Here is a 21,107-nt window from a genome sequence, read left to right as displayed (position 1 = left end):
CGCATAGCGAACCCAGCGACAAGGACGGTCATGTGTTATGCCGTGCGGCGCCCTACCTGCGGCAAGACGACCTGGGCCGGGTGCGGACTGCCCATCGGTGCCGTCAAACGCTCGGTCCCCGCGACCCTGGTGTGAGGGCCACCCGCAGGGGTCCGTCACCGGACACAAGCACGACACAGAAAAGCAGCAGAAGGAAGAGGTCAGAAGAATGACGAAAAAGTTGGTCGTCCTCGGCGCCGGTATCGGCGGACTCACGGTCATCAAGGAACTCACCGAATCCGGTGTGTCTCTTGACGATCTCGACATCACCGTCGTCGATGAGGACTTCTCACATTTCCTGGGTTTCACCTTGCCATGGGTCATGCGCGGCTGGCGCAATGCTGACAGCGTGCCGATCCGACCCAGCGACAGCACATTGGCTGGAGTCCGCCGGGTGACCGGGACAGTCCGCGCCATCGACCCTGCGACACGCAGCGTTACCCTGGCCGACGGCAGCGACATCGCTTTTGACGCCTTGATCATCGCGACCGGCGCCCGCAACGCCATCGACAACGTCCCCGGACTGCGCGACGCGACCCAACGCGGCGTGGCGGTGCACTACTACAGCACAGACGCCGCCGCGCACGCACACGAAGCACTGCAGACATTCTCCGGCGGCAAACTGGTGTTCCTGGTCACCTCGCAGCCCTACCGCTGCCCCGTCGCCCCGTACGAAGGTGCGATGCTCGCCGCGGATCTACTGCGCGACAAGGGATCACGCGAGCATGCGAACATCTCGGTGTACAGCCCCGAAAAGCAACCGATGCCCTCAGCGGGACCCTTCGCCGGACCAGAACTCGTCGCCCTGCTCAACGCCAACGACATCGAATTCTTCGGCGAGCACGCCGTCGCCGATATCGACGCCGACGCCCGACAGATTCACTTCCATAACGGCGCAAATGCCGATTTCGACCTGCTCGTGTTCATACCTCCGCACGAACCCGCCGTGACACTGGACGGGCCGGGATGGATCGAGGTCGACGCCACCACCATGCAAACCCAACACCCCGGCGTTTTCGCGATCGGCGACACTACCGTCACCACCTCCCCGTCAGGACGATCGCTGCCCAAAGCCGCCATCTTCGCCAAAAACGGCGCCAAAGCCGCCGCCCTCAACGCCCTGCACTATCTCGGCATCACAGACACCGACACCGCATTGTCCGGCGAAGGCTACTGCTACCTCGACACCGGCGGTGGTGCATCAGCGCTGGGCAAAGGGAACTTCTTCGCCCTGCCGCACCCAGCCATCCATCTCAGCCCGCCCTCAGAACAGCTGCACCACGACAAACAGGACGAAGAACGCGACTGGCGGGCGATCTGGGAGCACCAACCGTCAAAGCCGGGTGACTAAGAAAACCGAATCTGCAAAACCGACCGCTACGCTGGGCCCAGCGTTGATATTTCAGCTCAACCGGAAGCTGTCTCGGTTATAGAGAATCGGGACGAGCCAAATTGGAATGATTCCAAAAAAGTTTTTGCAGCTCGCGCTGCCGCGTGCCGTCTCGTTTGTTGTCTCACACCGGCGTGTCTCGAATCCGCTGTGCCGCAGGCTATGAGACGGTTTGCCGGTGACCTCGATTCTGGGCTATGCCCGTGTCAGCACTACCGGCCAGGACCTCGACGGGCAGCTGACCGCGCTTGCCGCCGTCGGCGTCGATGCCGACCGAGTGTTTACCGACAAACTTTCTGGGTCCGCCAAGACAGCCCGGCCAGGGCTGGCCTCCATGCTTGATTACGCCCGCGCCGGCGACACCGTCGTCGTCACCGCCATCGACCGACTCGGCCGCTCGGTCGCCGAAGTTACCCGCACCATCGCCGAACTCGGTGAGCGCCGAATCCTGTTGCGCGCCTTGCGCGAAGGCATCGACACCGCCACCTCGACCGGGCGCGCGGTCGCCGCCATTATGGCGACGTTGGCCGAGCTTGAGCTCGAGCTCGGCCGTGAACGCCGCGCCGCATCCCGTGAGTCCCGCCGCGCCCGGGACTTGCCGGCAACCAAACCACCCAAGCTGAGTGCTGAGCGACAACAGCAGCTGTGCCGTCTGGCGGCGACCGGGGAGCCGGTAGCCCAACTGGCTACGGCTTTTGGGATCGGGCGCGCGACTGCCTACCGCTACCTTGGTGCGGCGGTCCAAGGTTGACGGGTTTCGTGGCGTGGCTCGACGAATCCGGCTCTAACCAGGCAATGGACCCGGGGACGTACATCTTAAGCGCTGCCATCTGCGAAGAAACCCATGCCGAGGCCGTGCGAGAAGCCATGCGCGGGCTTTTGGTGAGCAAAAGGCACCGCAAGCTTCACTGGCGCGACGAAGACCGCGGCCGCCAAGCAACCATCGCCAAGACGATCGCCGAACTCCGCGTCGAACACCTCGTTGTCGTGCGTTCGGAGGCAACCACCACCGGCCGCCCTGAACGTCAACGGCGCCTGTGTATGGAGCGGATGCTTGCCGAGCTGGTCAAGATGGGAGTGAGGCAAGCGATCTTGGAATCACGCGGCCGCAAGGATGACCAACGGGACCACCAAACACTTGACTACCTGCGCCGCAAGCGCATCCTCGACGGCGGGCTTCACATGGACCATGTCGGTGGCCCAGCAGAACCCATGCTCTGGATCGCCGATGCCTGCTGTGGAGCGGTCACTCAAATGCGCTGCGGTGACCGGCACTGCTACGCCTTGATCGAGTCGAAGGTCACGCTCGTCGACGTCTGAGTCGGAGCCCAAGAAACGCGAAACCCCAGGCCCTGTCGTCCGGCAGGATCTCCTGGGGTTCACTTCCGATGCTCACCGCAATGGCATCGGCGTCCCCACCACTATATCCCCATAGCACCCATATGGGCGGCACCTGCGCATACGCGTTGATGCCACCGGCACCTATCCCGTAAGACATCCCCGCATATGCGGTGATGCGCTCGCCTCGCCGAGGGCCAGGCCCGGCAGACTCAGGGCTTGTGGCGGAATTGCTGATCGCGGTCAATCCCGACGACGAGTCCCGGCTGCGGCTGTTGCTGCGTGTCCCGCTGGCTGGCGGTGACCTGCTTTTCCGCACGTCGGGGACTTGGCCGCGGGAGAAGGCCTTGTTCGCCTACCCGGTCCCGCTGGAGGAGTGGCCCGAGGATCCGGTAATCGTCGAACGAGTGCCACTGAGGTCGTGCCATCGGCGCGGCGCGGCGATCGACGTGATCGCCGACCGATCCCGGCACAACCGCTCCCAACTCGTGTTCACCCAGGCACGAGGCCGTGACGCGGTGTTTTGGCAGTCACCGCGCACCCGCAAGCAGGCCCGCCCGAACGTGCGCACCCCGACCGCCCGCGCCCACGGCATCGAGGAGTTGGCGATCGTGATCGACAGCCACGAGCAGTACGCCTACCGATTCCCCACCCAGCAGGTCACCACGGTGAAGCGGGCGCTACCGTGCGGGGACTACGGCATCGTCATCGACGGCCAGCTCGTGGCCAGCGTGGAGCGCAAATCGCTGGCCGATCTGGTCGCCAGCCTCACCGGCGGCAAGCTGCGCTACCAGGTCGGCGAGCTGGCCGCGCTCCCGCGGGCGGCGGTCGTGATCGAGGACCGCTACTCACAACTGTTCAAACTCGACCGGGTTCGCCCCGCTCTGATTGCTGACGGGCTCGCCGAGCTGCAGATCCGCTGGCCGAACGTGCCCGTCGTGTTCTGCGAGACCCGCCAGCTCGCCCAGGAATGGACCTACCGATTCCTGGCCGCCGCCCACACCTGGGCAGTCACCGAACATGCTGCACTGCAACGCATCTCACCGGCCACGATCGATGCCACAGAACTCGACCAGGCATCCGTCGCGCCGACACCGTCCACTGCGGAGGTCCGCGCCTGGGCCCGCAGCGCCGGGTTGCCGGTGCCCGATCGCGGGCGCCTGCGCCCCGAAATTTGGGCTGCCTGGCACGACGCCAACTCGCCCAACCGAACCTAAAGCGTCCACGGACTGCCTTGAAACCGCGGTGGCGGACCGGTGTGGCTATCTCACCCGCTTGGCGCGTTGTCCCGAAAACGTTCGTTATTGGGACAGCAGCTTCATTGGGAGGCCCCCTGGAATTGGCTCGTTAAGGATCACCGCCGGGACGATGCCACGGGGTGCCCGGACTTTTAGCTCAGACCAGTAACCGATTAGTGGTCGATGGTGTGCAGGTCGCGTCTACCCCACCAGCCACCCCGCCACGGTGTACAGGTGATCCACCAGCTCGTACATCAGCACTAGGCCACTTGCGGTATCGCGCGCGAGTCGCAGCCACCGCAACACCGGACGCCCCTCGTCGTCGCCCTGGTCCCGATCATCTTGTCGTCGCCGCGTCATCGCGCGTCCTTCCGCCCTGGCCCCCACGCAATGGGAGGGGGTCCAGTGATTCCTTTGGGAAGTTGCGCGTTTCCCAGGGCCGCGCACCGTAGCCCAAGCCCACTCGGGCGCGCCAAGACTCGTCACTCTGTTAGTCTGTAACTCCGAAACTCAGTACGTTCGTAACTTACGGATATACAAACTCACAGACTTACGAACTCCGGGAGGAAATATGCAGGTTGTAGCTGTGCTGAGCGAAAAAGGGGGCGTCGGCAAGACCACCACGTGCATGAGCCTGGCCGGCGTCACCGCAGAGGCTTCCCGCACACTCGTTGTGGACGTCGACCCTCAAGCGTCCGCCTCATGGTGGTCGGCCAACATCAACGATGAGCACCGCCCCTTCGACTTCGCGACCGCCACCGATGTCACCCAGCTCGGCGGGCTGCGTGACAAGGCTGAGGCCGAGGGATACGACGTCGTGTTCGTTGACACCCCCGGCAGCCTTGAAGGGCGCGCAATCCTCAAGACCGTCCTCGCCAGCTCGGACTACGCCGTGATCCCGACCGAGCCCGCGCCGCTATCCGTCGAGCCGCTCATCCGCACCGTCCGCACACTCATCGCCCCCAGCGGCGTCCCCTACCGGGTGCTGTGCAACAAGATCGACGGCCGCGCCGCAGGCATGCGCGACGATGCCTTCAGAATGCTCGACGAGCAGGGGATACACCGGTTCCGGGCATCCACCCGGCTGCTATCTGCGCACGCTTATGCCCCCGCCCAGGGCCTCGTGGTCACCCAGTACCCGAGAGACAGGTACTCCATCGAGGCCGCCAGCGAATACCGTGCCGTCGCCCTAGAAATGTTCGCCGACTGGCGAACCCCGATCGGACGCCACACACAGTTGGCCGTCTCCGCACGAAACCCAGGAGGACAGTGATGGCAGGCCGAAAAGTTGACCTCGCAACCCTCGGCGAACGGGTCACCGTCGACCTGTCGCCACAGCCCGAATCAGCCCCCAACCCGCCGCCGGCGGCCGCAACAGCTCCGGTAGCGTCTGAAACAGCCGCATCGACTCCCGCCCACCACACTCCTCGCAGGCCAGCGCGCCGCAGTCCAAGAAAGCCCACACCCGGACAATGGGTCCGTTACGACGAACTCGAACGCAAAGAGACCCGCCTGCGCGCCGACCAATACGGACAGCTCAGCGACCTCAGCCGAAGCCTCAACCGCCTCCGCGCAGGTAGGGGCGAGCGGATTACCGAAAACACCCTCATCAGAGTGGCCATCGACCTATTGCTGAGCCGAGAATCCGACCTAACAGGATCCACAGAAATCGAACTCCGTGAGTCTGTCGGTCTGTAAGACCGTAACTCTGTAACTCTGTAGTTTACGAAGTTACAAACTCTGTAGTTTTTGAAAGCCGGGTCAAGCGGCATCGCCGCCGCTACAGCCCGTCGTAGTGCCGGGCGCTGCCCCTTTCCTACGGGCCGCCCATTGTGGTGAAACGGTGTGGTGTGGCTGTCAAGGCCAATGCCGCTACGCGGTCGACCACGGTCGAGCCTTTGACAGCCACACCGCACCGCACAAGACGGCCACTACGAGGAAGGGACAAGAAAGAAACAATTTTTCCTCAGGCCACATCCCGAGGGAGGAGATAATCGGCCGCTACCGTTCCACCTCATGCGAGTGGGCGTCTACATCGACGGGTTCAACCTCTACTACGGCGGCAAGTTCCTCTGTGGCCCCAGCACCCCAGGGTGGCGCTGGTTGGACCTCCGGCAACTGGCCACGGACCTGATCACCAACCACTCACCGTGGACCAACGTCACCGTCGAGCGCATCGTCTACTGCACCGCCCGCATCTCCGGCGTCGACAACCCCGTTGGGCAGCACGAGCAGGACGCCTACCTCGCTGCGCTCACCAGAGGCAACATCGTCGACCACATCGAGTACGGCAACTACGTCACCCGCACCGCCCGCGCTCCGCTCGCCACACCCAACAGGCGCGGCCGACCGATCCTCACCGCACCCGGCGGCCCCGTCATGATCAAGAACGACGCCGGGCAGGACGAGCCCCGCGCCCGATTCATCGTGTCCGTCGCCCGCCGAGAAGAGAAAGGCTCCGACGTCAACGTGGCCGCCCACCTCCTCCTCGATGTCCTCAAAGGACAACCAGGACACAAGCCCATCGAAGGTGCGGTGGTCATCAGCAACGACACAGACCTCAAATTCCCCATCGACCAAGTGCGCCAACTGGTTCCGCTCGGCCTGGTCAACCCCACCCGCGGATACACCGCCACCTCACTCAGCGCGCCCGCCACCACCGGAGCCGGAAACCACTGGTGGTATCAAATGGCCGACGCCGACTTCAGGGCCTGCCAGCTCGCCGACCCAACCGGGGGAGTCCATAAGCCTCTACCCTGGTGAAACTGGCCCACAAAGTGAAAACCCGCCCCCTTCCGGGGACGGGCGGTATGGCACCAGTATGCAACGAGTCTTGCGCCGGCGCAATTCCCTCAAGCCGCATCGGCCAGACCGACGCACCTCGTACACCACCAGCTTCCCCCGAAATTGTCGCTCGCAGGCGTGCTTCGGCGGCGGGCTCTCCATCACGAAAAGGTCACGCTTTGACGGCGTGTCTTACCCGGTAAGTCTTTATGTCGCAGGAATGATCACCGCATGGCTCAATCACGTAGCACGCACAAGGGTGCCCGTGATCAAGTTCTCGCCCCGATCGCCGCGGTTGTTTACACAGACCTTGAGGCTCGAGCCGCTGACCACGGCACGAGCCTTAGCCAGTTGTCGGCCGACCTGCTGGCCATCGCCACCGGTTATCCGGCCCTTGCCCGCGACGTTCACCAAGCGGCACTCCTACCCGCGGCACCCACACCTGCACCCAGTGGCGGCCGACCTACCGCGGCCCGCGACGACGGCAGCAGACCCACCAAGTTGCGCGTCCCGTCGCAGGTCTACGCGGTTCTTCGTGACTGCGCTGCAAGGCATTCCATCGCTGCGGGTTCGGCTGCCGCCGATTTGCTCGCTATCGCGACTGGCCGCACCGAAGCGGTACGTCACCTCGATCGGGAGGTCCTGCTGCTCGCTATCTAGCTCCCGGCCCGAGAGTCGGCACCCCCGCGACATCTTCATAGCGTGCGGACCACCCCGCTGACATGACAAAGGCCCCGCGCTAGCGGGGCCCTGTCTGAGGGTTCAAGCCGAGTTACCAGCTCGGTTCCGGGTCCGCACCCGTTGCCCCTGAAAGGGACGTGTCTTGAGCGACTCGTCTCACGGTAGCGCATACCTGTCAGCTGTTCCAGACAACGCCGCGCACTGTGATCAACTTTTGTCCACACCACGTGTGGATTTGTGCGCCATCCCGTATCGAGGATGCACCGCAGTCCGACCACGCCGCGGTGTGGCCCGCACGGGCCCGCGCGCCGGCGCGTTGTTGGCCGCCAACTGCCGCGCGATCGCCGCGGTGATCGTGCTCGAGCTCGGTGAGGCCCCATATGCGGGGGTGCCGTGTTGGAGTGGGAGAGCGCAGCGGTGGGCCACGTTCACGGTTGCGGTGGCTTATGACTGCCGCTATGACACCGCGGTGCGCCCGTTGATGCCGGGTAACCCGATCAGCCGCCGAGCGCTGCTGGCGGTCGCTGCGGCCCGCGCGGGCTATGCCGATTACGGCACCGGCCGGAATTGCCGGCCCTCCAATGAGCGGCTGGCCGCCGATACCGGCTACTCGGTACGTACCGTGCAGCGCGCCGATGCTGTGCTGCGGCTGTTGGGGGTGGCCTCTGAGGTGCTGCGCGGTCGCCAGCGCACCCGCATGGAGCGGTTGGCGTCCTGGCGGGTGGGCGACCGGGGTCGGGGCTGGGCCAGTGTGTGGGCGCTGCACGATAACCGGCAGCTCACCGGCTTGGTGTCTGGGCTGTCACCCCACCCGCGTAGCGGTCCCGTTAGGGATAAACACTCACCTAACCAAGTGGTTACTACCGGCACCGGTGGCCCTGCGGGCCGCCGGCAGGGCGGCGCGCCGCGCCGCCGAGCACCAGATGCCGGGGGCGCCGGCCTGGCGCGGGCGTGGCGCGCCGATTCCCATGCTCCGCCGTGGGCGCGCCGGCACAGCGCGGCGGCGTGGGCGGCGATCCTGGCCGGGCCGGCCGCGCACGGCTGGAGCCCGCGCGATCTCAACGCGCTCATCGGGGACTGGGCGGGAGTGAGCGGGCGGCGGATTCCGGATGCTCCGCACAAGCCGATCGGGCTGTTGGGCGCGATGCTGGCCTGGCATGGCCGCGAGCGCCTCGAGGAGCGCCCGGCCGCCCTCGACGAAGCGCGGGAAGCCGTCGAGCGCGCCGCGCACCAGGCGCACCTGGCCGCGCAGCGCGCCGCCCACACCGAACATGAGCGCGCCCGCGCCGCCGGCCGCGCCGCGCTGGGCAGTGCCGGGCATACCGCCGCGCGGGCGATAGCGGCCGAAGCCGCGCGTGCCGCGGCGCGCAAACGCGCCCGCGCCGCCGCCCACGATGCCGCGCGGGTGGCGGCCGCGGCGGCCGCGGCCCGCACGCCTCCACTCAGGTCCGAGCCGCGCGGTTAGTAGGGGCCGGCGCGGTGATCCCCGCACACCACGTCCAGGCGCGGCAGCCGCGCCAGCGGTGTCCCGTACACCAGCCAGTCGAGTACGCGCTCACTACCGAGCTGAGCGCGGCGCACCAGCAGCTCGGTCAATGCGGTCTCATAGTCCATCGGTTTGCCTCGTTTCGGCCTGGGCGGTGCGGCGTTCCCATCGTCTATCGGTGATGCCCCAAGCCGGCGTCGCAGCGACGTGATTTGGCGCCCGGTATGCGGCTGCTGCCGGATGCCCACTCGACGTGTTAGCCGGCCTAATCAGGTCGGGAAAATCGGGTTGTTAGGTGTGCTTAGCACTGTCGGGTGTGGGCGGGGTGGGTGCCGGCAGTTAGGTAGTCGGCCCAGGCTGGTTTTGCCGGCGGCGAAGGCGACCAGGCGGGTGATGTTCGTCGGTGCTGGGATGCCAGCCCGACAGCACGTTGGTGGCGATGGCGTTGCGCACCGCGCGCCGACCGGCGGGGGCAGCTCGGCGGAGAGGTCGTCGACGCGGCGCCACAAGCGTCGCCAGCTCCGCATCGTCGTCCACCGTCACCTCTGCTATCCAACCCTTCCGCAGGTTTATCCCACCCGCTTTTCTGCCGAATCTCCCGCCTACCTGGGCTTCCTTCAGCCTCTGCCGCACCCGTGCCCAGCAAACCTTTTGCTCCTACCTGCGTGTCGCCATGGCACATTTGCACAAGGGTGTGCGAGGCTGCCTGCTGGGCAAACGTTGTTTGCCCAGCAGGATGGGTCGCCTGACGGCGGCGCGCGAGCGGGGTGGTGGGCCATGTTGACGATTGCGAAGCTCTCGCGGTGGTCGGTCAATTACTACAACGACACCGCCCGCGCAGCTGGGCAGGCAGCCAAAGACGCCCAGCGGGCGGGTGGTGGGTTGGGGGAGTATTACGGCGAGCACGACACCCGCACCCCCACTTGGTTGTGTGCCGGCGACGCCCGTGCCGCGGCGGAATTGGTGGGGTTGAGCGACACGGAGCGGGCGGGCGGGGATGCTGATCCGGAGGTGGTGGCGCGTTGGCTGGATGAGGGGGCCGCGCCGAACGGGGTGTGCGGGCGTGGGTTCGGCAAGCGGTCGGTGCATGGGTTTGATTTGACGTTTTGCGCACCCAAAAGTGTGTCGCTGATCCGTGCGCTGCGCGGTGATGACGTGGCCGACAAAGCGGTCCTTTCCGCGCACACCACCGCCATCGCCGAGGCGCTGGAATACCTCGCCGCGCATGCCGGCTACAGCCGGGTGCATAACTCGGTCACCGGGGACAAGGACCTGGTGCGGTTGCCGGGGTTGGTGGCGGTGGCGTATCAGCATGAGACGTCGCGGGCGGGGGATCCGCACCTGCACACTCACGTGCTGGTCCCGAATCGGCAGGCCCGCGGCGACGGCCGGTTGGTGTCGGTGGATGGCACGTCGCTGTATCACGAAGCCAAAGCCGCCGGGGTGATCTACCAAGCGACGCTGCGCCGCGAGCTGCACCGGTCGTTGGGCCTGGAGTGGGCGCCGGTGGACCCACAAACGGGGATGGCCGAGATCGCCGGCATCGACCCCAAGACGATCACGGCGTGGTCGCAGCGTTCGAGTGCGTTGCGGGAGTGGGCCGCGGACAATCTGACCGTCGTCGACGCGGCCAAAGGGCTGTCGGCGGCGCAGTTGGGGGCCGCGCAAAAGGCCACCCGTCCGTCCAAGCCCGAGCAGTTGGCGTGGGCGCAACTAGCGCAGGATTGGCGCGCGGATGCGCGCGGTCTGCGTTTTGATCGGGACGCCTACACCCAGGCGCGGAAAGCGCGACAGGCGTGGAGTGCGGCGGCTACCGCGCCGTTGGATCGGCGCCGGCTGTTGGCGGCGGCGGAGGCGATGGACAAGGCCACCTTCACCCGCGCCGATCTGGTGGAGGTGATCGGGGCGCAGCTGCCGGTGGACACCGAGCGTGGGCCGCGGGAGATGGTGGAGGCCGCCGTCGACGCACTGGGTTTGCGGGTGACTGCGCCCCGGTTGGCGCATCAGCGTGAGGGCCATGACCGGTTCACCCTGGAGGCGTTTCTGGCCGAAGAACAAGGCGTGCTGGACCTGGTGGATGCCCGCGATGTGCGGGCCCAGATCTGGGTCAACGAGCACGATGCCGCCGGGCTCTCACCCGACCAGAAGCGCGCGGTGCACAGCATTGCGGGTTCGCCGTGGTTGGTGTGTCCGTTGTCGGCGCCGGCCGGGGCGGGTAAGACCACTTCGCTGCGCGCGCTGGCGGCCGGGGCGCGCCGGTTTCGGGGGCAGGTGATGGTGGTGGCCCCGACCGGCAAGGCGGTTGATGTCGCTATCCGGGAGGGTGCCGGGGATGTCGGCTACACCGTGGCCAAGGCGCTTAAATCGTTACGTGACGGAACCCTGACGTTGCGCCGGCCCGGTGTGGTGATCGTCGATGAGGCCGCCATGATCGGCACCGACGATCTACGCCAACTGTTGGCCGCCACCACGAAGGCGGGCATCAAGGCGGTGCTGGTCGGTGATGCCCACCAACTGAGCCCGGTCAAGGCCCGCGGGGGAATGTTCGCCCAACTCTGTCAAGACTTGCCGTGGACGCAGACCCTGTCGGAGGTGTGGCGGATGCGCGACCCCGAGGAACGCTCCGCGTCTTTGGCGCTCAGGGACGGTGGCCCGGCCCCGATCCGGCGCGCCGTCGACTGGTACCGGGCGAACGGGCGGCTGCACACCGGCGATGACATCGCGATGGCCGCCGACGCCCTCACCGGCTACCAGGCCGACACCGCGGCGGGCAAGGACACGCTGCTGATCTGCGACACCACAGAAATGTGCGATGCGCTCAACCGGCGCATCCACGACGACACCATCGACAGCGCGTTGCCGACCGTCGGCGCGGCGCGCGGACACCGCATCGCCAAGGGCGATGTGATCCTCAGCCGGCGCAACGACCCCACCAACCCGGTTCATGACGCCGCCGACTTCGCGAAGGCCGCGGATCCGGTGCGCAACGGGCAACGCTGGCGCGTCTACGCCGTGGACTCCGACCATGACCGGATTGCCGCGCGCCGGCTCTCTGATGGCGCGCGTGTCGCCTTCACCGGCGACTACCTCCAGGAACATGTCACCCACGGCTATGCGGTCACCGTGCACTCCGCCCAAGGCGTCACCGCCGACACCACCCACGCCGTGCTCGGCGAACACACCAGCCGCAACCTGCTCTACGTCGCACTCACCCGCGGCCGCGAATCAAATGAGGCGTACTTGTACGAGCGGCGTGCCGGAGAAACCGAACACGAACACGCCGAAGAGCAGCCGGGTGTGCACCTGGCGCGCCGCGGCACCAGCCGCCAAGCCGCCCACCTCGCCCGCCACATCATCGGCACCCGCCACGACCAAGCCCACACCGCCCACGACGTGGCCGCCGGAGCCGAAGGCCGCGAGCAGCTGCCCCAGCGTGTCCAACACCTGCTGGACCGGCGCGCCCACGCCGTCCAACGGCGCCGCGCGGCCTACTGGCAGTCGATTCAGGCCACCGTCGATGAGCGCATCGAGCAGCAACGCTTCATCGACGAACACCTCAGCCGCAACCAGGATCGCGAGCAGGGCCAGGACTACGGGCTGGAACTGTAATAAATCGCAGACTTGCTGGCTGGTTGCCCTTGGTCGAATTCTGCGCACACCGCATGCGCGGGCGCCGATGGCCTCGTCGGCGTGGGCTCGGGCTCGCGGGTGGAGCGTGCGGGCCGGGTCATCGTTGATGCCGTTGTCGGCCAGGACAAGTTGGTGACGTGCTATACCCTGAAGGGGTATGGGGTTCGGCCTTCGGAGCGCTGCGGTGGGGCAGCGGTTGCCCTATTCGGCAGCTTCGGCCGGTCCCGAGCTTCAATGTTTACGATGCTCGAGGTCGGCGGGGGTTTGGAGCTGCTGATGCCTTGCTGGTCGCAGCCTGCGCGACGGCGGTGACAACGAATGTGAGAGGGACAGAAGGGGCGTCTGGTGTCTATCGGTCGACGAACTCGCCTGAGTCTTAGCGCGGTCGTTGTGATCAGTGTGATGGCGGTGGCGGTGGTGGTGATCGGGCGAGGCGATGACCACAACGGTGCGCTGCTCACAGCGTCGGTCCCGCGCGCTGAAATGCCTGCGACCGTTACTGTCACTCCGGGCCCCGATGCGGTGAACGTTGATCCGCTGGGTGCGGTCACGGTGAGCGCGGTCAACGGCACGCTGTCTGACGTGCGGATGGTCAACGACCAAGACAAGCCAATCCCAGGTGTTATGGCCCCCGATCACCTGGTGTGGAAGCTCGGCGGGCCGCTGGGTTACGGCCGCAGCTACACCCTCACCGTGGTCAGTCGTGGGCAGACGGGAACTTTCGCGTCGCAGATGTCGAGTTTCACCACGCTCACGCCCAGCACTCAGGCTTCGGTGTCGCTGACCACGACGTCGGGTGCGGCGCTGCGCGACGGCGGCACCTACGGGGTGGGCACGGTCATTGTCGCCCACTTTGATGAACCCATCATCGATCGCGCGGCCGCGCAGCGCCGACTGACTGTGACGACCGCTCCGGCCGTCGAGGGTTCCTGGTATTGGGTTGATGACCACAACGCCCATTGGCGCCCGGAGCACTACTACGCGGCGGGCACGAAAATCACCGCGGCGGCCAACATCTACGGCGCGCCGCTGGGGAGCGGACTGTACGGTCAAGAGGACAAGCAGACGTCGTTCACCATCGGTGACGCGCATGTGTCCATCGCCGACGACAACACTAAACAGGTCAACGTTTACAACAACGGCGTTCTGGTGCGCACCATGCCCACCTCGATGGGCATGGGGGGCACGAAAACCGTCGCCGGGCAGACCCTCACGTTTTGGACCCCGCCCGGGGTCTACACGGTGATGGATAAGTCCAATCCGGTTGTGATGGATTCGTCTACCTATGGCTTGCCCGTCAGTTCCCACCTCGGCTACCGCGAGACCATCAACTACGCCACCCGCATCAGCCCCGACGGGATTTATCTTCACCAACTCGACAGCACCGTGTGGGCCCAAGGCAACACCGACACTTCCCATGGCTGTCTAAACCTGAACGGCGACAACGCCAAATGGTTCTTCGATTTTTCCCGATCAGGCGACATCGTCGACGTCCGCGACACCGGGGGGCCGCCACAGTCGTTGCAGAACAACGGTGACTGGAGTGTGCCTTGGACGCAATGGCAGGCCGGAAGTGCCCTCGCCTGACCCGGCTAACTCTTCCCACAGCCCGAGCAAAACACCGATAAATTCAGACGCAGGCATGGCGTGGCTGCTGGCTGACGCGGCAGGGCCATGCCTAACTGGTGAACAGCGCACGATGGTGTTTGTCGAATTAGGTTGTGGGAAAAACCATCTGGCGATCGAGCGGATCCTTCATGTCGTTGTAGGAAAGGGATTCCCGTTGCCGACTCCCCTGCTGGCGGCTCTCACGGAATGGCTGAATTTATACGTCGGCAGCCCCGAGGAACGGTTGCTGCGGGACCTGACCATGCAGGTCCGTTCGCTGCGACCCGACTTCGAATCGGGACAGTGTTCTGATTAAAATCTATGTGCTAATCGGCTTAGCCGAGGCACGACCCAAGTGCCGTGCATAACGATCGGCTACAGCGGGTAACCCCGGCAAGCAATTTTCCCACGACACCCGAGGACGCAGACATGACCGTTCCTGGACCTCCCGGACAGCAGGGCGGCGATGCACCGTCTGTGAGACAGGAGCTGGTGGCATCGTTTGACCACTATTTGGACGCCCAGCGGTTGGTGGATCAGATGTCCGATGACGGGTTTCCCGTCGAGCACGTTCGGATCATCGGTGACGGGGTGCGCACGGTCGAACATGTCACCGGGCGGATGACCACCGGCAAAGCCGCCCTGGCCGGGGCCGGTAGTGGTGCCTGGTTCGGTCTGCTGGTCGGCTTGCTTCTATCGATCTTCACGGCGGGTCCATTGTGGGTATGGATGCTGCTGGTCGCGTCGATTATTGGTGCGTTCTGGGGTGCCGCATTCGGCTTTATCGCACACGCCTCCACTCGGGGCAAGCGTGACTTTTCCAGCGTGCAGGCCTTGGAGGCGCAGCGCTACGACGTCTACGTCGCGGCGCAGTATGCCGCAGAAGCCGCTGCCCGCTTCGTCCCGGGATCACGCGTGGATGATTCAGACGCGGCACGGACTGCGTAAACGGTGAGCAGAGACCGTTTTCCAGGGGCAGGCCGACGCACAGTCCCTTCGCTCTCAGGATCAAATAAGCAGTTCGGATGGCTGGTTGACGACCACCACGCCATCCGGGGAGGGCTCACCGTTGGTTCAATTAAGGCGGTTCGCTCCAAGTTGGGTGCGCTCGGGGAACCGGACTGAAGTTCCGGCCGGTTCGGACTGGGCAGCCGCGGCGGGGCGGTCACTGGCGAATTCGTCCGTGACGGGCCAGCCCGCGGCCGCTCATCCCACTGACAAACCCGGCGACAGGACTCCGGCGGTGGCCCTGGACCGACGGCGGCAGTGGGTTGCCGCGGCGGTGCGGATCGTATTCGGCGTGATTTGGGGCATCGACGCCTGGCTGAAGTGGCAACCCGGGTTCCGCGCCACCTTCCTGCCGAACATGATCGCCACCGCGGCCGCCGAGCCGCACTGGCTTGCGCCGTGGTTCGACTTCGTACTGCGGCTGGAACGCCCCGCACCCGCAATGGGTGCGTATCTGGGCGCTGCTGTCGAGACGGTGATCGCAATCACGCTGATCGTCGGAGTCGCCCGGCGCGCCGTCTACGTCGCCGGGGCCATTTACAGCCTTCTGGTATGGACCACGGCCGGCGGCTTCGGGGCGCCGTACCCGCCGGGGGCCACCGACATCGGCCCCTCAATCATCTATGCGGTCGTGTTCTGCGCCTTACTGGTGATGCTCGAGCACGGACTCGGCAACCGCTTCGCCCTGGACGACACGCTTGTCCGCCGCCTGCCATGGTGGTCCCGCCTCGCCGGCCCGCCCCTTCGATAGGGTCGCGGCTCCCTCGACCGAAGATCCGCAGCCAGTGTCTCGTTTGTAGAAGAACCGAGACAGTCTTCCGGTGACCTCTCCCCCACCCGTAGCCCCAGGCCGCTGTGTGTGATCTTCAGGGCTAAGTGGCGGCGAATCTTCAGAACTATTCGGCGGGTCTGGGGTGTGTCGGGAACCTTGAGATGACAAGGGACAAAACGGAACTACGGTCCCTGCCATGCCCGTGGATAACAGGTCATCGTTAGACTACTGACACTGCACCTGATGACCGCTGACGGACAGGGGGTTCGTGTGCCAAGCGAGACCCACTGGACTGAGGACGCGGAGCTCTAACCCGAGGTGTCGGTTAAGCGGGAGCTGAGTGTCAGCGGCGGGGATCTCGGCGACGTGCAACGCCAGGTACCCATGCGATCGGCGTTGGCGGCGACGTTATGAGGTGGATGAGGCGACGACCACGGGTAGATCGTCAGCGACCGGGGCCCGGCGACGTGTGACGCACAGCTTGACGCTGCCCTGCATATTCTCGATGACTTTCAACTTTCCGGCACTGCCGTTCCTGCCTTGGGGCTCTCAGAACGCAGCGATCACCGCGAACCACCGCTCGTCGAGATCCCGTTGCGCGCGTGGTGGAGCGCCTGGCTTGTCGGGCGCGGCGCTGTCTGTTGTGGCCACCAGAACCAGCGGCCGAGCAGAGCCGCGATTGAGGGCGTCATCAGGGAGCGCACGATCAGGGTGTCGAAGAGCAGTCCGAGGCCGATGGTGGTGCCGGCTTGGCCGATGGAACTCAAGTCGCTGGCGGCCATGGACATCATGGTGAACGCGAACACCAGACCGGCGGCGGTGACGACCCCGCCGGTGCTTCCCATGGACCGGATGATCCCGGTTTTGAGTCCGGCACCGATTTCCTCTTGAAATCGTGAGACCAGGAGCAGGTTGTAGTCCGAGCCGACCGCGAGCAGGATGATCAACCCGAAAACCGGTGCGATCCAGTTGAGTTCCAAGCCGAGTATGTGCTGCCACACCAGCACTGACAGCCCGAAGGCGGCGCCGAGGGACAGCAGCACGGTGCCGACGATCGCTATTGAGGCGATGGCGGCTCGGGTGATGATCAGCATGACCGCAAAAATGAGTGTCAGTGCCGCGAGTCCGACGATCATCAGGTCGTATTTGGAGCCGGCCTGGATATCGCGGTAGACGGCGGCGGTCCCGGCGAGGTAGAACCGCGCGTCGGTCAGGCTGCTTCCTTTGACGGCTTGGTGTGCGGCTTGGAGTTCGGGTGTGACCGCGGCGATACCTGCTGGGGTTGCCGGGTCGGTGTCGTGGGTGATGATGAAGCGGGCGGCGTGGCCGTCGGGTGAGAGGAACAGTTTCAGACCTTGCTGAAAGTCGGGATTGTCGAACGCTTCTGGCGGCAGGTAGAAGTAGTCTCCGCTTTTCGAGGCGTCGAAAGCCTGGCCCATGGCGCTGGCGGTGTCGGTCATCCGTGTGATCTGGTCGACGAGGCCGGCGAAGCTGCTGTGCATCGTCTGCAGGCTTGCTTGCATCGCGGTGGCGACGGCGATGATCGGCGGGAACTGTTGCGCCATCTGTGGAATCAGTGTGTCGACGTTGCTGACATCGCCCAGTAGCGTTTTCATGTTCTCGCTGAATTTGTCGACGCCGTCGATCGATTCGAACACCGATTTCGTTGCCCAGCAGACGGGGATGTTGAGGCAGTGCGGTTCCCAGTACAGGTAGCTGCGGACGGGCCTGGCGACGTCGTCGAAGTCAGCGAGGTGATCTCGGATGTCGTCCAGCGTTGCTTTCATGTTGTTCATGTCGCCGAGCATGTGGTGGGTGGCGCCGCTCATCTGTTGGACGAGGCCGTACATGCGCTGCATCGAACCGATCATGGCGCCGAGGTCGTTGCTCATGGTGAGCATGTCGGCTGCCCGGTCGTTCATGAACTGAAGGTTTTCCCGTATGGGGATTGACTGCGCGCTGATCTGAAATGGTATCGACGTGTGATCGACCGGGCCGCCCAGGGGGCGGGTGATGCTTTGCACCATCGCGATCCCGGGTGTGCGAAAGACCTCCTTGGCGATTCTGTCCAGGATGATCATGTCCCCGGCATTGCGCATGTCGTGATCGCTTTTGACCATCAGGATGTCGGGATTCATTGTGGCAGTGCTGAAGTGGTGCTCGGCGGCGGTGTAACCGACGTTGGAGGGCAGATCTGCGGGAATGTAGTTGCGGTCGTCGTAGCTGGTTTTCATGCTCGGCATGATCGCGATGCCGACCAGGGCCAGTGCCAGCGAGGCGGCGAGCACCGGTGCGGGCCAGCGCACCGTCGCGGTGGCGATGCGACGCCAGCCGCGCACTTTGACAGTTCGTTTCGGATCGAGCAGACCGAACCGGCTCGCCACGGCGACGATGGCCGGCGCCGCGGTCAGCGCCCCGGCGACCACAATCAACAGACCCAGAGCTGACGGGATGCCCAGGGCTCTGAAATACGCCAGGCGCGCCAGGTGCAGGCACAAGGTGGCCCCGGCGATCGTCAGCCCCGAACCCAAGATGATATGAGACGTGCCGCGAAACATACTGTAATAGGCCGTTTCTGCGTCTTCGCCGGCTTGGCGGGCTTCCTGGTAGCGGCCGATCAGGAAGATCGCGTAGTCGGTGCCCGCCGCAATAGCGAGCGAGGACAACATGGCGACGACGAACGTCGAAAAGCCCAGCAGATCGTAGTTGCCCAGGATCGCGACGACCCCTCGGGCGGTGCCCATTTCGAGGCCGACCATGGCGAGTACGAGCAGCACCGTGCTCACAGAGCGATAGGTGAGGAACAGCATGATCATGATGACCACCCCGGTCACGCCCATCATGGTCAGCATGCTTTTGTCGGCGGCCTCGTTCATGTCGGTGGTCAGCGCGGCCGGCCCGGTGAGGTAAACCCGCATCCCCGCGGGCGGGGGCGTGCGGGCGAGGACGACGCGGACCGCTTTGATCGATTCGTTGCCCAGTGTGCTGCCCTGGTTGCCCGCTAAGTTGAGCTGGGCGTAGGCGGCTTTACCGTCCCGGCTCTGGACTCCGGCCGCGGTCAGGGGGCTGCCCCACACGTTTTGGACGTGCTGCACATGCTTGTGGTCGCCCTGCAGTTCGTGCACCAGCCCGTCGTAGTAGCGGTGCGCGTGCTCACCGAGCTTGGTGTCGCTTTCCAGCACCACCATGGCGACGCTGTCGGAATCGAACTCGTGAAACGTCGCACCGATCTGTTTCGAGGCGATCATCGACGGTGCGTCCTGGGGCGACATCGTGACCGCGTGGTTGCGCGCTGCCGACTCAATCGGCGGCCAGAAAACATTGACCGCGACGGTCACCAGAAGCCAGGCCAGGATGATCGGCACCGCAAACCTGCGCACGAACCGCGCCAACCGCGGACGCGTCTGGTTGCCGGCGGTCATGCGGCCTTAACCAGACACGACACTTGAGCATGATGCTCGGAGGAGTGGTGCTCGTCCTTCACCTCACCGTTGACGGTGATGCGGCAGCCGAGATTGTCGCTATCGCCTTGGGCCACAACGTTGGCGATCACCGACGACATCGTGGTCGCTATCGTGTAACGCCAGGGCAGGCTGCTGAAATTCGCCTGCGCGGGCCGGGAATCCACGTCGACATAGCTCACGCGTCCCGCGGTGCCTGTGGCTCCGAACACCTCGTAGGTCACATGTTTGACGTTGATCTGGGGTAGCTGCTGGGCCTGGCCTGCCGTCGCCGAAAAGATGGGGTCAGAACCGAATACCCCCCGCAGCTTGAAAACTCCGATCGATCCGAGCAAGACCACCAACACCACGACAATCGGCACCCACGCACGCTTCAGCGTCGCCAACATTGCGCTGTCCTCTCATCCTTGCGGTGCCCCGCACGACCAGGGCCGACGTCCGACCGCGCAGGTCAGCGCCGCCTTCCCGCAGCCCGTGCCGACCCCTCACACGGCACCATACCCCCCAGGGTATTGGTAAAAGGAAGCCCGTTCCACGGCCCGGGGTCTGCGACCGACACCTCAGGCGAGGCTCAAGAACAATTTCTCGAGTTCCTCGATCGTCAATGGCGCTGGGCCATCGGCGTGGTCACCGGGGGCATCGAGACAATGACGAAGACCGGACGCAATGATCTTGAAGCCGGCGCGGTCCAGGGCCCGCGACACCGCTGCCAGCTGCGTGACGACATCTTTGCAGCTGCGGCCCTGCTCGATCATCGAGATGACCGCGCCGAGCTGCCCGTGCGCTCTGCGCAACCGGTTCAGCGTTGCTTCGATGTCTTGGCTGGCGTGCGCCGATCGCGGCTGCGCCAAGGATGCTTTGCCAGCAGTTTTCACCATGCCAATCTTCATACCATACCCCAGGAGGTATACGTTACAGGGTGACGGTCAGTACCTGATGGCGCCCGGTGGGTTGCCCTCACCGCCTACTGTCTATACGGTAGGGGGTATGACACTGGAGCGCCCCTTTAGATAGTTGATCGCTGGGAAACGCGTTGTCTGACAATATTTTTCTCGATGATGAGGAGCATTTATGACTGACCGGCAGCCGCCTGTTACGGCTTCCGAAACACTGACGTTGTGGCTGGACCCGGTGTGTCCGTTCTCGTGGAACACAGCGCGCTGGTTGTCCACCGCCGCCGACGAGGCGGGATTCAACATCGAATGGCGCCTCATGAGTTTGGCGATACTGAACGCGGGACGTGAGTTGCCGGAGCAACAGCAGGCCCGGATGCGCGACTCGCGGCAGGTCGGGCGACTGATGGTCGCGCTGCGCGACGAATTGGGCGCCGACGCGATCGCCAAAGCCTACTTCGCCTTCGGCCACCGATACTTCGACGAGTCAGCCGCCCTCGACGACGACCTCGTCAAGCACGTCCTTGCGGCGGCAGGCGCGCACCACGTGACAGCTGCGGCACTGTCGGATGCGAGCCTGGACGCCGCGGTCGACGATTCGCATCAGGCCAGCCAAGACGCGCTCGGTGAGGCTTCGGGCAGTCCGCTGATCACGATCGACGGACACACCGTCTTCGGGCCGGTCCTCACCTCGGTGCCTGCCGCGGACAAAACATCGGCGATCTTCGAGGCGGTCGCAACCCTGGTGGGCACGTCGGAGTTCACACAGCTCGAGCGTC

The 21,107-nt window shown here is 65.1% G+C and carries 18 protein-coding genes; 13 read left to right on the top strand and 5 right to left on the bottom strand.

Going from position 1 to position 21,107, the window contains the following annotated elements:
- The first annotated feature begins 208 nt into the window (after nucleotides 1-208).
- The 4 genes from AC0KS4_RS28540 (at nucleotide 209) to AC0KS4_RS28525 (ending at nucleotide 3,984) form a co-directional block, all read left to right on the top strand.
- Complete coding sequence (locus AC0KS4_RS28540; protein WP_042910276.1) at nucleotides 209-1,390, top strand: NAD(P)/FAD-dependent oxidoreductase; 1,182 nt, start codon at nucleotides 209-211, stop codon at nucleotides 1,388-1,390.
- 217 nt (nucleotides 1,391-1,607) lie between these two features.
- Complete coding sequence (locus AC0KS4_RS28535) at nucleotides 1,608-2,180, top strand: recombinase family protein (RefSeq protein WP_042910277.1); 573 nt, start codon at nucleotides 1,608-1,610, stop codon at nucleotides 2,178-2,180.
- An 8-nt stretch (nucleotides 2,181-2,188) separates the two neighbouring features.
- Nucleotides 2,189-2,749 (top strand): hypothetical protein, encoded by a 561-nt coding sequence (locus AC0KS4_RS28530; protein ID WP_083651534.1) that lies wholly within the window; start codon nucleotides 2,189-2,191, stop codon nucleotides 2,747-2,749.
- Between the two features lie 239 nt (nucleotides 2,750-2,988).
- Nucleotides 2,989-3,984 carry an ERCC4 domain-containing protein gene (locus AC0KS4_RS28525; protein ID WP_042910278.1) on the top strand — a complete coding sequence of 332 codons (996 nt, stop codon included), beginning with the start codon at nucleotides 2,989-2,991 and terminating at the stop codon, nucleotides 3,982-3,984.
- A gap of 222 nt (nucleotides 3,985-4,206) precedes the next feature.
- Here AC0KS4_RS28525 and AC0KS4_RS28520 read toward each other — a convergent pair whose 3' ends face one another.
- Complete coding sequence (locus AC0KS4_RS28520) at nucleotides 4,207-4,365, bottom strand: hypothetical protein (RefSeq protein WP_154074437.1); 159 nt, start codon at nucleotides 4,363-4,365, stop codon at nucleotides 4,207-4,209.
- Nucleotides 4,366-4,576: 211 nt separating this feature from the next.
- Between AC0KS4_RS28520 and AC0KS4_RS28515 the strand changes: the two genes are divergently transcribed.
- The 3 genes from AC0KS4_RS28515 (at nucleotide 4,577) to AC0KS4_RS28505 (ending at nucleotide 8,935) form a co-directional block, all read left to right on the top strand.
- Nucleotides 4,577-5,278 carry a ParA family protein gene (locus AC0KS4_RS28515; RefSeq protein ID WP_054585403.1) on the top strand — a complete coding sequence of 234 codons (702 nt, stop codon included), beginning with the start codon at nucleotides 4,577-4,579 and terminating at the stop codon, nucleotides 5,276-5,278.
- A gap of 743 nt (nucleotides 5,279-6,021) precedes the next feature.
- Nucleotides 6,022-6,768 (top strand): NYN domain-containing protein, encoded by a 747-nt coding sequence (locus AC0KS4_RS28510; protein ID WP_042910280.1) that lies wholly within the window; start codon nucleotides 6,022-6,024, stop codon nucleotides 6,766-6,768.
- A 988-nt stretch (nucleotides 6,769-7,756) separates the two neighbouring features.
- A complete protein-coding gene (locus tag AC0KS4_RS28505; protein ID WP_154074439.1) occupies nucleotides 7,757-8,935 on the top strand; it encodes a helix-turn-helix domain-containing protein in 1,179 nt (392 codons plus the stop codon).
- On the opposite strand, the gene AC0KS4_RS28500 is transcribed toward AC0KS4_RS28505, so the two are convergent.
- The gene (locus tag AC0KS4_RS28500) at nucleotides 8,932-9,084 is read right to left on the bottom strand and encodes a hypothetical protein (protein ID WP_154074436.1); all 153 of its coding nucleotides are present in this window, start codon (nucleotides 9,082-9,084) and stop codon (nucleotides 8,932-8,934) included. The genes AC0KS4_RS28505 and AC0KS4_RS28500 overlap by 4 nt on opposite strands.
- 649 nt (nucleotides 9,085-9,733) lie before the next feature.
- Here AC0KS4_RS28500 and mobF point away from each other — a divergent pair.
- From mobF to AC0KS4_RS28475, 5 genes are all read left to right on the top strand, one after another.
- Nucleotides 9,734-12,565 (top strand): MobF family relaxase, encoded by a 2,832-nt coding sequence (gene mobF / locus AC0KS4_RS28495; protein WP_186275192.1) that lies wholly within the window; start codon nucleotides 9,734-9,736, stop codon nucleotides 12,563-12,565.
- 411 nt (nucleotides 12,566-12,976) lie between these two features.
- Nucleotides 12,977-14,173: a L,D-transpeptidase gene (locus tag AC0KS4_RS28490; protein WP_226057963.1), complete on the top strand. Its 1,197-nt coding sequence runs from the start codon at nucleotides 12,977-12,979 to the stop codon at nucleotides 14,171-14,173.
- Between the two features lie 55 nt (nucleotides 14,174-14,228).
- Nucleotides 14,229-14,510: a hypothetical protein gene (locus tag AC0KS4_RS28485; protein WP_054585745.1), complete on the top strand. Its 282-nt coding sequence runs from the start codon at nucleotides 14,229-14,231 to the stop codon at nucleotides 14,508-14,510.
- A 113-nt stretch (nucleotides 14,511-14,623) separates the two neighbouring features.
- The gene (locus AC0KS4_RS28480) at nucleotides 14,624-15,142 is read left to right on the top strand and encodes a YflT domain-containing protein (RefSeq protein WP_051445806.1); all 519 of its coding nucleotides are present in this window, start codon (nucleotides 14,624-14,626) and stop codon (nucleotides 15,140-15,142) included.
- A gap of 235 nt (nucleotides 15,143-15,377) precedes the next feature.
- The gene (locus AC0KS4_RS28475) at nucleotides 15,378-15,953 is read left to right on the top strand and encodes a hypothetical protein (RefSeq protein WP_139315447.1); all 576 of its coding nucleotides are present in this window, start codon (nucleotides 15,378-15,380) and stop codon (nucleotides 15,951-15,953) included.
- Between the two features lie 584 nt (nucleotides 15,954-16,537).
- Here the strand turns inward: AC0KS4_RS28475 and AC0KS4_RS28470 are convergent.
- From AC0KS4_RS28470 to AC0KS4_RS28460, 3 genes are all read right to left on the bottom strand, one after another.
- Nucleotides 16,538-19,396 (bottom strand): MMPL/RND family transporter, encoded by a 2,859-nt coding sequence (locus tag AC0KS4_RS28470; RefSeq protein WP_054586225.1) that lies wholly within the window; start codon nucleotides 19,394-19,396, stop codon nucleotides 16,538-16,540.
- Nucleotides 19,393-19,824, bottom strand: a complete 432-nt coding sequence (locus AC0KS4_RS28465) for an MmpS family transport accessory protein (protein WP_042910275.1) — start codon at nucleotides 19,822-19,824, stop codon at nucleotides 19,393-19,395. Before AC0KS4_RS28465 ends, AC0KS4_RS28470 begins: the two co-directional genes overlap by 4 nt.
- A gap of 171 nt (nucleotides 19,825-19,995) precedes the next feature.
- On the bottom strand, nucleotides 19,996-20,313 hold the full coding sequence (locus AC0KS4_RS28460; protein WP_051445812.1) for a metal-sensitive transcriptional regulator: 318 nt from the start codon (nucleotides 20,311-20,313) through the stop codon (nucleotides 19,996-19,998).
- A 193-nt stretch (nucleotides 20,314-20,506) separates the two neighbouring features.
- On the opposite strand from AC0KS4_RS28460, the gene AC0KS4_RS28455 reads away from it, so the two are divergent.
- On the top strand, nucleotides 20,507-21,107 hold a 601-nt coding region (locus AC0KS4_RS28455), incomplete at its 3' end, for a mycothiol-dependent nitroreductase Rv2466c family protein (RefSeq protein ID WP_472408551.1).

It is taken from the genome of Mycobacterium sp. NTMscope_MAC_12 (assembly GCF_976985675.1).
The sequence above is the reverse complement of the archived record's forward strand: the minus strand, read 5'-3'. Positions and strand labels throughout refer to the sequence as shown.